Raw genomic sequence first — 13,465 nt, 5'->3', positions numbered from 1 at the left:
GGCCTCTCTCCCGCCGGACGCCCCCACCGCCCTGCCCTCCCTGCTCGCCCGTCCCGTGATCAGCGCCGAGCAGGCGTTCCCCGACGAGACGGTGAAGGGGGAGTCGGGTACGGAGTTCCACCGCGTGGACGTGGCCAGTACGACGGACTGCTCACGCGGGGTCAGCCCCGAGCTGGCCGGGGTCATCGCGCAGGGGCAAGGGTGCCTGCGGCTCACCTCCGCGCTCTACACCGACGCGGCGAAGAAGTCCCGGATCACCATCGGCGTGCTGAGCTTCAAGCGCGCCGAGGACGCGGCCACGGTCTTCGGTATGGCGGGCCTCGACCCGCTCAAGTACGAGGTCGCCTCGCTCGACCCGCCGCAGGGCTCGGGCCTGGACCCTGTGCCGCCGCACACCCCGGCCACGTTCGGGCGCGTCATGACCGTGCGCTCCGTCGTCTTCGCCAACGCGGAATGGGGCGACGGCCGCGCCACCGACGAGCCCGGACTGAGCCGCGAGAACACGGAACTCCTGGGCCACTTCCAGAGGACGGTCGGCGACTACGAGGAGGACAGGAAGCGTTGACCCGCCCGGCCGCGGTCAGGGCCTGATGTCGAGCACCCGTACGGGGTGATCCGCCCACTGGTCGGGTGTCGCAGTGGCGATGAACGCGCCGTCAGGGCGTTCGGGTGACGGTTCCGCCGCGTGTCGGGTGTGCGCGATCGCCCATGTCGACTCGGGCGAGATGGCCAGTGCGGCGGGCAGATCCAGATCCAGGATGGTGATGCCGGGTAAGGACGCGAGGTGCTCCGCCGTCCCGGGCCGGAGCCGGTCGGCCTCCACCAGCGCGCAGGTGGTGGCATACAGATACCAGCCTGCTTCCGAATGCGCTCGGTGGATGAGCTTGGAGACGAAGGCGTTGCCCTGGCCGGCGGCGAGCATGGCTGTTTTGTCGAGCAGGACGTGGATGTGATCGCTCACCGCATGGCCTCGGCGAGGCGCCGGTCCAACTCGGCGTCCAGTTGGGCTTCCTCTTCCTCGCTGGGGTTGTAGCCGTTCCACTCCCGTAGTATCTGCCGCGCCCGTTCCGCCCGCTCGGAGCGTTCCGCTGGGGTGGTGAGTTCACCGGCGAGGCGGGCGAGATAGGAACGCAGCGACAAGCCTTCTGCCGCGGCGACCTCTGCGAGGCGATCGCGTGCTTCCGCAGGGATACGAATGTTGGCGTCAGCCATGAGCCGACTCTCCTTTCGCTCGTTGGAAGCGTACGGGTACGTATCCGCACCCTGCCATCGCTCGATCAGGTGAGCCTGGAGGGTCTGGAGGGCCTGGAATGGCCCAACCCTCACCTCCGCCACGTCCCGCCAGACCCCCCGCAGGCCCTCCGCCACGCTCATCGCCGTCAGTGGCGAGGGGCCCAGCAGGCGCGCCGACAGGCCGTGGAGGTAGGCGCCCGTCGTGGCCGCGTCGAAGGCCGGGAGGCCCGTGGCCAGGAGGGAGCCGGTCAGGCCGGAGAGGACGTCACCGCTGCCTGCCGTGGCGAGCCAGGGGGTGCCCGTGGGGTTGATGCGCACGGGGCCGCCGGACGGGGAGGCGATCGCCGTCGTGGAGCCCTTGAGCAGGGCCGTCACCCCGTACTGCTCCGCCAGGGCGCGGACGGAGGACAGCCGCGCCGCCTCGACGTCCTCCCGGGCCGTGCCCAGCAGGGCCGCCGCCTCGCCCGCGTGCGGGGTGATGACGGTCTCGGCCGCGCGGGAGCGCAGTTCCCGCGCGGTCAGCAGGCGCAGCCCGTCCGCGTCCACGAGCACCGGGACGTCGGACGCCAGCACGTCCGCCAGCGCCTGGCGGGCCTCCGTGCCGTCACCGAGGCCGGGGCCCACGACCCACGCCTGGACGCGGCCCGCCTTCGACGGCGGGCCCGCCGAGACGAGGGTCTCGGGGAAGCGGGCGACGACGGCGTCCGCCGCCGGGCCGACGTAGCGCACCGCGCCCGCGCCGCCGTGCAGCGCGCCCGCCACCGCGAGCACCGCGGCACCCGGGTAGCGGGCCGAGCCCGCGACGACGCCGACGACGCCCCGGCGGTACTTGTCGCTCTCCGCCGTCGGCCAGGGGAGCAGCTCCGCCACGTCCGCGTGCTGGAGTGCCTCCACCGCGGGCTCCGGCGGCAGCCGCAGGCCGATGTCCACCAGGCGCAGCGCCCCCGCGTACTCCCGTGCCGGGTCGAGCAGCAGCCCCGGCTTGTACGCGCCGAAGGTGACCGTCGCGTCGGCCCGTACGGCCTCTCCGCGTACCTCGCCGGTGTCCGCGTCGACCCCGCTCGGCAGGTCCACGGCGACGATCGTCGCGCCACCGGCGTACGCGGCCTCCAGCAGCGCCTGTGCCTCCGGCCGCAGGCCGCCCCGGCCGCCGATGCCGACGATCCCGTCGACGACGAGGTCGGCGCGGCGCACGGCCCGGTCGGCCGCCTCGGCGGAGGCCACGCGTCCGCCCGCGCTACGCAGCGCGGCCAGTCCGCCCGCGTGGGTGCGGTCGGGGGAGAGCAGCACGGCGGTGACGCCCGCGCCGCGCCGGGCCAGGCGGGCGCCCGCGTAGAGCGCGTCGCCGCCGTTGTCGCCGCTGCCGACGAGGAGCGCGACCCGCGCCCCGTAGACCCGCCCCAGCAGATCCGCGCAGGCGGCCGCGAGGCCGGCGGCGGCGCGCTGCATCAGGGCGCCGTGGGGAAGCTGTGCCATGAGCGCGCGCTCGGCGGCCCGTACGGTCTCGACGCTGTACGCAGTCCTCATGCTCCCCAGTGTCACCTTCGCGGTCCCCGGCCGCCCCGGAACCGGCACCCTGGGCGCAGGGAAACGGACACCTGAGAGACTGACGGGGATGAACGAGACACCGATGCGCGCCCGTGCCCTGATAGATCTGGCCGCCCTGCGGGCCAACGTCCGCACGCTGCGTGCCCGTGCCCCGCAGGCGCAGCTGATGGCTGTCGTCAAGGCGGACGCGTACGGGCACGGCGCCGTGCCGTGCGCGCGGGCGGCACGCGAGGCGGGCGCGACGTGGATCGGTACGGCCACCCCGCAGGAGGCCCTCGCGCTGCGCGCCGCCGGTGACCGGGGCCGTCTGATGTGCTGGCTGTGGACCCCGGGAGGGCCCTGGCGCGAGGCCGTCGAGGCGGACGTCGACGTGTCGGTCAGCGGCCTGTGGGCGGTGCGCGAGGTGTCGGACGCGGCCCGCGCGTGCGGCCGTGCCGCCCGCGTCCAGCTGAAGATCGACACGGGTCTCGGGCGCAGCGGCTGCCAGCCCGACGACTGGCCGGAACTGATCGCCGCCGCCCGGGCCGCCGAGGACGCGGGGCTGATCGAGGTCACCGGTATCTGGTCGCACTTCGCGTGCGCGGACGAGCCGGGGCACCCCTCCATCCAGGCCCAGCTGCGGGTCTTCCGGGACGCCGTGGCGTACGCCGAGGGGCAGGGCATCGAGCCCGAGGTGCGGCACATCGCCAACTCCCCGGCGGTCCTCACGCTCCCCGAGAGCCACTTCGACCTCGTGCGCACCGGTGTGGCGATCTACGGCGTGTCCCCGAGCCCGGAGGTCGGCACCCCCGCCGACCTGGGGCTCAAGCCGGTGATGACGCTGTCCGCGTCGCTCGCCTCGGTGAAGCGCGTGCCGGGCGGGCACGGTGTCTCATACGGGCATCACTACGTCACGCCGGGTGCCACTACCCTCGCCCTCGTTCCCGTCGGGTACGCGGACGGGATCCCGCGGGCGGCCTCCGGTACGGGACCGGTCCTGATCGGGGGCAAGTGGCGGACGGTCGCGGGCCGGGTGGCCATGGACCAGTTCGTGGTCGATCTGGGCGGCGACAGTGCGCGGGTGGGCGACGAGGCGGTGCTGTTCGGACCGGGCGACCGGGGCGAGCCGACCGCCGAGGACTGGGCGCGGGCGACCGGGACCATCGCTTACGAAGTCATCACCCGTATCACCGAACGGGTGCCGCGCGTCTATGTCGGTGAGACCGTGGAAGGAAACACCGCCGACACGGACGGGAAATCCGGGTAGACGCCCGGCAGGACCAGGAACTCAGTAACTCAGGAACGCCGAGAACGCCGAGAACGTGGACGGGCAGAACAGCTAGGACACACGGGGGGCGCGGGATGAGCGACAGCGCGAGTATCAGCGGTACGGGCGTGGCCCAAGTGGCCCGCGCGGCCCAGGCGGCCGACGAGGCCGTGGCCGGGAGCGGCGGCTGGCGGAGGGGCGCGGGTGTCGCCGGCGCCGCCATCGGGGTCGTGGCGGCCGGGGCCGCGGTCGGGGTGGCCGTGGAGCGGCTGACCGTCGGACGCGGCATGCGCCGCAAGGCGCGGCTCGCGCTCGACTCCATGGGCCCGTACGGGACGCTGCGGGGGCGTCCCGGGCGAGCCGTCGCCGAGGACGGCACGGAGCTGTACTTCGAGGTCGACGAGGTCGATGGGGTCGGCGAGGCCGAAGGGACCGGTGGCGCGGGCGGGGCCGACGGTCCCGGCGCGGCCCCCGCGCCCTCGGAGACCTCCCCGACCCTGCTGAAGCGGCTCTTCGGGCGGCCGGCCGCGACGCAGGCTCCGGCCCCGGTCACGGTGGTCTTCACCCACGGCTACTGCCTCAGCCAGGACTCCTGGCACTTCCAGCGGGCCGCGCTGCGCGGCGCGGTGCGGATGGTCTTCTGGGACCAGCGCAGCCACGGCCGTTCCGAGCGGGGCCGCTCACAGCTGGACGGGAGTGTTCCGGTCTCCATCGACCTGCTCGGCCGCGATCTGAAGGCGGTCATCGACGCGGCGGCGCCCGAGGGGCCGCTGGTGCTGGTGGGGCACTCGATGGGCGGCATGACGATGATGGGCCTGGCCGCCCAGTACCCGGAGCTGGTGGCGGAACGGGTCGTGGGCACGGCCTTCGTCAGCACGTCGTCGGGCGAGCTCGCGGACAACACGTACGGCCTGCCGGTCTCCGGCAGCGTGGTGCGCCGGGTGCTGCCCGCGGCGCTCAGGGCGCTGACCGCAGGGCGCCCGGAGCTGATCGAGCGCGGCCGCCAGGCCACGGCCGACCTCTACGCGGGCGTCATCCGCCGCTACTCGTTCGGCTCGCGGGACGTGGACCCCGCGGTGGCGCGGTTCGCGGAGCGCCTGATGGAGGCCACGCCGCTGGGCATCATCGCGGAGTTCTACCGGGTCTTCGGAGAGCACGACAAGGCGACGGCCCTCGCGGAGTTCGCGGCTCACCCGGTGGTGGTGATCGCGGGCGAGAAGGACCTGATGATCCCGAGCGCCCACAGCGAGGCGATCGCGGCGGCCCTCCCCGAAGCGGAACTGCTCCTGGTGCCGGGGGCGGGCCACCTGGTCATGTTCGAGCACCCCGAGCTGGTGACCGAGCACCTGCTGGACCTGCTGGACGCGGCGACGGAGGGAATACCGGAGCGAGCGGAGGGCGCGAGGCGCCGGGGGTGATCTTTCAGGGGCGCGGGGAACTGCGCGACAAACCCCCACCGGCCCGCAGCCGCACGCGGAGCGCACGAGGCACCCCCATAGGCGCAGGGGGTCCGGGGCGCAGCCCCGGAGCAGAGGCCCACGCCCCGGGCTCCCCACCGCGGGACGGAGTCAGACGCTCAGCGCCGCGTCGGCCCACCGCTCGCCGACCCCCGTCAGCCGAACGGTCCGCACGTCGTCGGCCTCCTCGCCGAGATGGTCCGCATCCGCGCCGACGGCCCGCTCGATGACCACATGCAGGCGGTCCTCCGAGAGCTCCTCGACCTTGCCGTCGCCCCACTCCACTACGACGACGGACTCCGGCAGGGAGACGTCCAGGTCCAGGTCCTCCATCTCGTCCAGGCCGCCGTTGAGGCGGTAGGCGTCGACGTGGACGAGGGCGGGGCCGGAGCCGAGCGGCGGGTGCACGCGCGCGATCACGAAGGTCGGGGAGGTGACGGCACCGCGCACGTCGAGCCCCTCGCCGAGGCCGCGGGTCAGCGTCGTCTTCCCGGCGCCCAGCTCACCGGTGAGCAGCACCAGGTCGCCGGGGCGCAGCAGCGTGGCGAGCCGACGGCCCAGGTCGCGCATCTCCTCGGCGGTCCTGACGGTGATCCGCGCGGTGGCGGCGGTGGCGGCGGTGGACTCGTGCAGGGCGCTCATACCCGTCGATGGTACGGGTGTGCGCGCCGTACGGGCCTCCACAACATTCCGACAAGCCGTCGGCAACATGTTGCGCGGCGGGTGTCGCTCGTGGTCACATGGGAAGGCAGAGACATGGTTAGGTCTACCTAACCTTGCCCAGGTGCTTTTCGGGAGGCTCCCATGCCGGATCACGAGCCCGTGGCCGAGGTCGGTCCTGCGGACGCGGAGGCGGAGGCTTCCGCGGCGGATGCGCCTCTGTCTGTCCCGTCCGTCCTGTCCGTGCGGGATCTGCTGGCGGCTTGCGCGGCGGCGGATGCGGTTTCGACTCCACCTGCGGTGGAGTCGGTGCGGCGGTCTTCTTCTACGGCTCCGGGGCGCCCGGCGGCGTAGGCCTCTGCCCTTCCCCGGGGCTGCGCCCCGGACCCCCCTGCGCCTATTGGGGTGCCTCTTGCGCTGCGCGTGCGGCTGCGGGTCCGCAGTGGTCGGTCGCGCAGTTCCCCGCGCCCCTGACGGGGCGCTTCTTACGGGGCTTACGGGACGACGACGACCGTGGCTCCGCTTACCGCGAATTCCCACAGGGCCCGGCCGTCCGCCGGCTTTTCCCGGATCGCGCCCGTCTTCTTCGTGGACGCCGGGTCGGGCGCGGAGCCGTCCACCGCCGCGCTGAAGCCGAAGACGATGCCCGCCGCGTCGCGGTGGAAGCGCACGATGTGCTCGACGGGCACCCCGTCCGAGCCGGGGGCGTTGAGCTGGCGCGAGGTGACCTTGTACGTGCCCGCCGGCGGGTTGACCGTGCTGGGCGACACCTCGAAGGTGCGGCTCGCCTGGCCGTTCGCCGCGACCAGCCACACCCGCTTCCCGGCGACCGAGTAGACCACTCGCGCCCCCGTGCCGGAGTTCGCCGGGACGGCCGTGGCGGCTTCCCTGGCGGCCTTGTCCTTGGCGGCGGCGTCGGCGGACGGGTCCTTGCCGTCCCGGCCCGCGGAGGAAGCGGCCACGTGCGGCTGGTGGGGCGCGGCGTCCGCCTGGTAGGCGAGGAATCCGACTCCGGCCAGGGCCGCCGCGGTGAGCGCGGCCACCACTGCTCCCGAGCTGCTGCGTGCCACGCTGCGCACCCTCTCTGTCCCGTACCTCATACGACTGTGCGGCTGACCGTAGCACCCGGGAAGCACCCGGGAAGCACCCGTCCGCGCCCCCGTCGCGCCCTCGGCGCGGTCCCACGCGCGCACCGCCCGCCCCATGGCGCGCCGTAGGCTGTCAGTGTGCTGCTGCTCGCTCTTGATACCGCCACCCCCGCCGTCACCGTCGCTCTCCACGACGGCGACAAAGTCGTCGCCGAATCGCGTCAGGTCGACGCGCGCAGGCACGGTGAGCTGCTGCTGCCCGCCGTCGACCGGGTGCTCGGCGAGGCCGGGTGCAGGCTGGACGCCGTGACCGACATCGTCGTGGGCGTCGGCCCCGGCCCGTACACGGGCCTGCGCGTGGGCATCGTGACCGCCGCGACCTTCGGGGCGGCGCTGTCCGTGCCGGTGCGCGGGCTGTGCTCGCTCGACGGCATCGCGTACGCGGCGGGGCAGCAGGGGCTGGAGGGAGAGTTCGTCGTGGCGACGGACGCCCGCCGCAAGGAGGTCTACTGGGCGCGGTACGCCGACGCCCGTACCCGTGCCACCGAGCCCGCCGTCGACCGGCCCGCCGACCTCACCGAGCCCCTCGCCGGGCTGACGGTGATCGGCGCGGGCGCCCTGCTCTACCGGGACGCGTTCACCGACGTGCGGGACGACATGCCCGAGCACCAGTCGGCGGGCGCGCTGGCCTCGCTGGCGGTGGAGAAGCTGCGCACCGGCGGCGAGTTCCTGCCGGACCAGCCGCTCTACCTGCGCCGCCCGGACGCCCAGGTGCCGGCCAACTACAAGGTGGTCACGCCGAAGTGACCACGACGGTGCGTATCCGCGAGATGCGCTGGTGGGACATCCGGCCGGTGCTGGAGCTGGAGCGCGTGCTCTTCCCGGACGACGCCTGGTCCAAGGGGCTGTTCTGGTCGGAGCTGGCCCACGCCCGCGGCCCCGCGGCGAACCGCCGCTACGTGGTGGCGGAGGACGACGGGGGCCGGGTCGTCGGCTACGCCGGCCTCGCCGCGATCGACGGCACCGGCGACGTACAGACCATCGCCGTCTGCAAGGAGCACTGGAGCACCGGCCTCGGCGCCCGGCTGCTCTCGGAGCTGCTGTCCACCGCGACGGCCTTCGAGTGCCGTGAGGTGCTTCTGGAGGTACGGGTGGACAACACCCGCGCCCAGCGGCTCTACGAGCGCTTCGGCTTCGAGCCGGTCGGTGTCCGCAGGGGCTACTACCAGCCCGGCAACATCGACGCGCTCGTGATGCGCCTTTCCGATCCGAACTCCGCAGTGCAAGGAATGACCCATGGCCCGCAAGGCTGACGAACCCCTCGTCCTCGGTATCGAGACGTCCTGCGACGAGACCGGTGTCGGCATCGTCCGGGGCCACACCCTGCTCGCGGACGCGGTCGCGTCCAGCGTCGACGAGCACGCCCGCTTCGGCGGTGTCGTCCCCGAGGTGGCCAGCCGTGCCCACCTGGAGGCGATGGTCCCCACGATCGAGCGGGCCCTGAAGGAGGCGGGGGTCAGCGCCAAGGACCTCGACGGCATCGCCGTCACCGCGGGCCCCGGCCTCGCGGGCGCCCTGCTCGTGGGCGTCTCGGCGGCGAAGGCGTACGCGTACGCGCTTGGCAAGCCTCTTTACGGCGTAAACCACCTGGCCTCGCACATCTGCGTGGACCAGCTGGAGCACGGCCCGCTGCCCGAGCCGACGATGGCGCTGCTGGTCTCCGGCGGCCACTCCTCGCTGCTCTTGGCGCCCGACATCACCTCCGACGTCCGCCCGCTGGGCTCGACGATCGACGACGCGGCGGGCGAGGCCTTCGACAAGGTCGCGCGCGTGCTGAACCTCGGCTTCCCGGGCGGCCCGGTCATCGACCGGTACGCGCGCGAGGGTGACCCGGACGCGATCCGCTTCCCGCGCGGCCTGACCGGCTCCCGGGATCCGATCTACGACTTCTCGTTCTCCGGGCTCAAGACCGCGGTGGCCCGCTGGATAGAGGCCAAGCGCGCGGCGGGCGAGGACGTGCCGGTCGCGGACGTGGCCGCCTCCTTCCAGGAGGCCGTCGTGGACGTCCTGACCCGCAAGGCCGTCCGCGCCTGCAAGGACCACGGCGTCGACCACCTCATGATCGGCGGCGGCGTCGCGGCCAACTCCCGCCTGCGCGCCATGGCCGCCCGCCGCTGCGAGGACGCGGGCATCACGCTGCGCGTGCCGCGGCCGAAGCTCTGCACGGACAACGGCGCGATGGTCGCGGCGCTGGGTGCCGAGATGGTCGCACGGGGCCGGTCGGCGTCCTCGTGGGACCTGTCGGCGGACTCCTCGCTGCCGGTGACGGACACGCACGTCCCCGCCGAGGACCACGACCATGACGACCACGGCCATGGGCACGGTCACGGGCACGGGCACACCCATGACCACGACCACGTGCACGAGCTGAGCAAGAAGAACCTGTACGAGTCGTGAGGCGCTGACACCTGCCGCCGAGGGTTGTCCACAGCCGTTTTCCACAGCCCTGCCGGGCCTCCGGGGGAACACCTATTCTGGAGGCCGGGCAGGGTACGGACGGGGAGGGGCCCGATATGAATTGGCTCTGGTGGGTGCTGATCTTCTTCGGTGTCGGCGGCTTCACCAAGATCGCTGACATGGGACGCACGGCGCTGCGCACCCGCCACGAGCGCAAGCTGGAGCTCTTGGAGTCCCAGCAGGCGCGTGAGCGCGAGCAGCGCGAGGCGCTCGAGTCCGCGTCCCGGCCCCCGCAGCCGATATGCGGCTGCACGCACCACCTGGCCAAGCACGACAAGCAGGGCCGGTGTCACGAGACGGTCGAGGTCCCGGTCGCCTGGGACGGGGAGAAGAAGCCGACGGGTTATGGGCCGGGCCCATGCAACTGCCAGCAGTACATAGGCCCGCAGCCCCTCTCCACGTACTACGCGGAGGATCTGACGGACTTGGCGTGACCACGGGTGTGTGCGCCGGCCGTCATGACGTCCTGCGGGCGTTGACGTCCGAGACGCGTGCGCGGAGATAGTCGCGCAGCGTGGTGGGCTGGAGCGCCTCGGCCGGGCAGTCCCATGTCGGGCCGCTCGTGCGTGCCCTCAGCCTTGCCATGGTGCCTTCACTGCCGACGACTTGGCCGACCTGGCCGGTCCGGGTGTCGATGACGTACGCCCCGCACGGCGGAATGTCCTTGTTCACGGGGCCAGGGTGGCGGGGTGGGGTGGCTCTCCGTGAGTCACCGCATGCGTACCGGGTGATTCGTACCGTAAGCGGCTTAGTGGTCCAGGGCGAAGGCGGTGTCCAATACCGGGTAAGGGGCGGGGAGTTGGGCCTTTCGGCCCAGCTCCGTGGTGGTCGTGGTGCGGTAACGGCTCTTGGCGGGGTCCTCGGTGTCGGGTACAGGGTCGGAATGTACGTACACCTTGCCGTCGTGGCGGTTGACGAGCACGTAGACCGGGATGCCCGCCGCCGCGTAACTCCGGTATTTGGGGCCGGTGTCGGTCTCGTGGTTGCCGGCCGTGACCTCGCCCACGAGGGCGAGGAGCTCCGTGGAGTACCAGCCCTTGGGTCTCACGGTAGGCCTCGTCGAGCTCGGTCGGCTTGCGGTGGAGGACGTAGAAGTCGGGGATGGCCAGTGTCCGGGTCGCGGCATCCCCTTCATCGCTCTCCGCCTGGCGGAACCCGTTGCCGATCCCGGTCCGCCGGATTCCCGCCGAGCGCAGTTGGTGCAACACCTCCAGGGCGGTGCGGCCGTGGCCGTATTCCGGCCGCTCGGGCACGATCGCCATGCCCTCGAAGAACTCGGGCCGGATCGGTATGCCGGCTGCCTCTTCGAACGCGATCAGCAGATCGACGGCGTCCGGCGGCTCCTGTGTCGAGTAGGTGATGGGATCGGCGGCCATCGCTGCCCTCCACGGTCGCGTGCCAGGCTACGCCTGGACCGGCTGCCCCAGGAGCATGGTCGGGGCCCCCGCCACGCGCGTAAGTACGATCACACAGGAGTTCACCCCTTCGAGCTTGAGCTTCTTCCGGAGTTCTTCGGGTTCGACCGCGGAGCCGCGCTTTTTGATGACGGCGGTGCCGATTCCGCGCTGGCGCAGGAGGGTCTTGAGCTTCTTGAGGTTGAAGGGGAGGACGTCGGTGATCTCGTAGGCGGTCGCGTACGGGGTGGGGCGGAGCTCGTCGCTCGTGATGTAGGCGATCGTGTCGTCGATCAGGCCGCCGTCGAGGGGTTCCGCGGCCTCCGCGACCAGGTGGGCGCGGATGACCGCGCCGTCCGGCTCGTAGAGGTAGCGGCCGACCGGGCGGGCCGCGGGGTTGGGGAGGCCGCGCGAGGTGAGCGTGGCCCCGCCGGGGAGGAGGGTCGCGCGGCGCGCGCCCGGTTCGGTGCCGAACCAGAGGACCGCCTCCTTCACGTCACCCCCGTCCGAGATCCACTCCGCCTCCGCCTCCTCCGGCACCGCCTCGTGCGGGATGCCCGGCGCGATCTTCAGCGCGGCGCGCGGTGCCGTACGGGCCGCCTCGACCGCCCAGGACAGCGGTGGCGAATACGCCTCCGGGTCGAAGATCCGGCCGCGCCCGCCGCGCCGTGCCGGGTCCACGAAGACCGTGTCGTACGGCGCCGTGTCGATCTCCGCGACATCGGCGCAGCGGACCTCGATCAGCCCGTCCAGGCCCAGGGCCCGTGCGTTGGCCTCGGCGACCGCGCAGGTCAGCGGGTCGCGGTCGACCGCGAGGACCGAGATGCCCGCCCGCGCGAGCGCGAGCGCGTCCCCGCCGATGCCGCAGCAGAGATCAGCGACGGACTTGGTGCCGAGGGCCGCCAGCCGGGCGGCCCGGTACTCGGCGACGGTCTTCCGCGTGGACTGCTCCACGCCATTGGGCGTGAAGAACATGCGGTACGCGTCCTCCGCCCCGAACTTCGCCACCGCCCGCTGCCGCAGCCGGGCCTGGCCGATGGCGGCCGAGACCAGCTCGGCGGGGTGGTCTCGGCGCAGGCGCGTGGCCGTCGCCAGCTCCTGGCGCGGGTCGGAGTCGCGCAGGTCGTCCAGGAGGGCGCGGCCTTCCTCGGTGAGGAGGGCGGCGAAGGACTCGGCCGGGGTGGGGGAGGTCGGTGCGGGCACGCCTTCATTGTTTCCCCAGTCGCGCTCTGTGCTGTAACCGGGGACGCGGCGGCCCGTCCCCGGTTCGCGTCCGCCATGCCGTTGCCGAAAGCGTGACTGACAATCGGATGGGTGAGCTCGTTCATATCCGGCGGCGGCGGCCGCCGCCGGGCCGTCCTCGCCGTCCCCGCCGCGCTCGTCGTCCTCGTCACCGCGCTGGGGGCGTCCGGATGTTCGTCCGGCTCCCCGGCGGGCAAGCCCGCCCGTACGGCTCCTTCCCCGGCGTCCTCCGCCTACCGCCGCTGGGGCCTCGACGCCCCGCTCGCCGCGCCGCCCGCGCCCCCGGCCCGCAAGCTCACGGACGGGATGAAGCCGGGGGACGCGCCCAAGGTCGTACGCCGCGTGGAGACCGCAGACAAGGTCGTCTTCCTGACCTTCGACGACGGGGCCGAGAAGGACCCGGAGTTCGTGAGGATGGCCGAGGACCTGAAGCTGCCGTTCACGATGTTCCTCACCGACGCCATCGCCCGCACGGGCCGTGGGTACGGCTACTTCGAGCAGCTCAGGGACGGTGGCAACACCGTCCAGAACCACACGCTCTCGCACCCCGACCTGCGCACTCTCGGGCCCGACGCCCAGCGCCGCGAGATCTGCGGGCAGCAGGACGTCCTGGCGGAGCGGTTCGGGGTCAGACCGTGGCTGTTCCGGCCTCCGTACGGCGACTACGACGATGCGACGCTCGCGGCGGCGGGCGGGTGCGGGGTGAAGGCCGTCGTGCTGTGGGAGGAGACGATGCAGATCAACGACATGCGGTACGCGCAGGGCGGCGCGCTCCGCCCCGGCGACATCGTCCTGGCCCACTTCCGCGGCCCGAGCGAGCTCAAGGGCACGACGATGACGCGGATGGTGAGCAATATGCTGCGCAGCGTTCAGCGACAGGGCTTCACGGTGGCTCGGCTGGAGGATTACGTCTGAGGTCGGCCGAGGGTGCCTACCGGGGGTGCCTCTTGCGCTCCGCGCGCGGCTGCGGGCTGTCGTCGGCTGGTCGCGCCCACGCGGCGGAGCCGCATATGGAAACAGCCCCGCGCCCCTGACGGGGCGCAGCCCTGCTGGTCGGCATCACCCGACGGGGGCCCAGGG

13 protein-coding genes and 2 pseudogenes are annotated in these 13,465 nt (G+C 72.9%); 8 read left to right on the top strand and 7 right to left on the bottom strand.

The window, feature by feature from the left end; all coding sequences use genetic code 11:
* Positions 1-565, top strand: a pseudogene (locus tag K6I34_RS17865) (hypothetical protein); the annotation flags it as partial.
* A 15-nt stretch (positions 566-580) separates the two neighbouring features.
* On the opposite strand, the gene K6I34_RS17860 reads toward K6I34_RS17865, so the two are convergent.
* Positions 581-961: a hypothetical protein gene (locus tag K6I34_RS17860; protein ID WP_229327267.1), complete on the bottom strand. Its 381-nt coding sequence runs from the start codon at positions 959-961 to the stop codon at positions 581-583.
* A 368-nt stretch (positions 962-1,329) separates the two neighbouring features.
* Positions 1,330-2,760, bottom strand: a pseudogene (locus K6I34_RS17855) (NAD(P)H-hydrate dehydratase); the annotation flags it as partial.
* 88 nt (positions 2,761-2,848) lie between these two features.
* Between K6I34_RS17855 and alr the strand changes: the two are divergent.
* A complete protein-coding gene (gene alr, locus K6I34_RS17850; protein WP_229327266.1) occupies positions 2,849-4,027 on the top strand; it encodes an alanine racemase in 1,179 nt (392 codons plus the stop codon).
* 95 nt (positions 4,028-4,122) lie between these two features.
* Positions 4,123-5,445: an alpha/beta fold hydrolase gene (locus K6I34_RS17845; RefSeq protein ID WP_229327265.1), complete on the top strand. Its 1,323-nt coding sequence runs from the start codon at positions 4,123-4,125 to the stop codon at positions 5,443-5,445.
* Positions 5,446-5,595: 150 nt separating this feature from the next.
* Here the strand turns inward: K6I34_RS17845 and tsaE are convergent, their stop codons facing one another.
* Together tsaE and K6I34_RS17835 are read right to left on the bottom strand one after the other, a co-directional pair.
* Positions 5,596-6,126, bottom strand: coding sequence for a tRNA (adenosine(37)-N6)-threonylcarbamoyltransferase complex ATPase subunit type 1 TsaE (gene tsaE, locus K6I34_RS17840; RefSeq protein ID WP_229327264.1), 531 nt, complete (start codon positions 6,124-6,126; stop codon positions 5,596-5,598).
* A 512-nt stretch (positions 6,127-6,638) separates the two neighbouring features.
* Positions 6,639-7,214, bottom strand: coding sequence for a L,D-transpeptidase (locus tag K6I34_RS17835; RefSeq protein ID WP_229327263.1), 576 nt, complete (start codon positions 7,212-7,214; stop codon positions 6,639-6,641).
* 156 nt (positions 7,215-7,370) lie between these two features.
* On the opposite strand from K6I34_RS17835, the gene tsaB reads away from it, so the two are divergent.
* The 4 genes from tsaB (at position 7,371) to K6I34_RS17815 (ending at position 10,183) form a co-directional block, all read left to right on the top strand.
* Entirely contained in the window at positions 7,371-8,039 is a 669-nt protein-coding gene (gene tsaB, locus K6I34_RS17830; RefSeq protein WP_229327262.1) for a tRNA (adenosine(37)-N6)-threonylcarbamoyltransferase complex dimerization subunit type 1 TsaB, read from the top strand.
* 23 nt (positions 8,040-8,062) lie between these two features.
* On the top strand, positions 8,063-8,545 hold the full coding sequence (gene rimI, locus K6I34_RS17825) for a ribosomal protein S18-alanine N-acetyltransferase (protein ID WP_229327268.1): 483 nt from the start codon (positions 8,063-8,065) through the stop codon (positions 8,543-8,545).
* Entirely contained in the window at positions 8,529-9,689 is a 1,161-nt protein-coding gene (gene tsaD / locus K6I34_RS17820) for a tRNA (adenosine(37)-N6)-threonylcarbamoyltransferase complex transferase subunit TsaD (protein WP_229327261.1), read from the top strand. Before rimI ends, tsaD begins: the two co-directional genes overlap by 17 nt.
* A 116-nt stretch (positions 9,690-9,805) precedes the next feature.
* Positions 9,806-10,183 (top strand): hypothetical protein, encoded by a 378-nt coding sequence (locus K6I34_RS17815; RefSeq protein WP_229327260.1) that lies wholly within the window; start codon positions 9,806-9,808, stop codon positions 10,181-10,183.
* A gap of 22 nt (positions 10,184-10,205) precedes the next feature.
* Here the strand turns inward: K6I34_RS17815 and K6I34_RS17810 are convergent, their stop codons facing one another.
* From K6I34_RS17810 to K6I34_RS17800, 3 genes are all read right to left on the bottom strand, one after another.
* Positions 10,206-10,421 (bottom strand): hypothetical protein, encoded by a 216-nt coding sequence (locus K6I34_RS17810; RefSeq protein ID WP_229327259.1) that lies wholly within the window; start codon positions 10,419-10,421, stop codon positions 10,206-10,208.
* A gap of 76 nt (positions 10,422-10,497) precedes the next feature.
* Positions 10,498-10,755 (bottom strand): Uma2 family endonuclease, encoded by a 258-nt coding sequence (locus K6I34_RS17805; RefSeq protein ID WP_229327258.1) that lies wholly within the window; start codon positions 10,753-10,755, stop codon positions 10,498-10,500.
* A gap of 397 nt (positions 10,756-11,152) precedes the next feature.
* Entirely contained in the window at positions 11,153-12,346 is a 1,194-nt protein-coding gene (locus K6I34_RS17800; protein WP_229327257.1) for a methyltransferase domain-containing protein, read from the bottom strand.
* Between the two features lie 111 nt (positions 12,347-12,457).
* Between K6I34_RS17800 and K6I34_RS17795 the strand changes: the two genes are divergently transcribed.
* Positions 12,458-13,300 (top strand): polysaccharide deacetylase family protein, encoded by an 843-nt coding sequence (locus K6I34_RS17795; protein WP_229327256.1) that lies wholly within the window; start codon positions 12,458-12,460, stop codon positions 13,298-13,300.
* Positions 13,301-13,465 lie beyond the last annotated feature (165 nt).

Source organism: Streptomyces sp. UNOC14_S4, from assembly GCF_020740835.1.
GTDB lineage: Bacteria > Actinomycetota > Actinomycetes > Streptomycetales > Streptomycetaceae > Streptomyces.
Note: the sequence above shows the minus strand (reverse complement) of the source record. Positions and strands in the feature narration are given on the sequence as shown.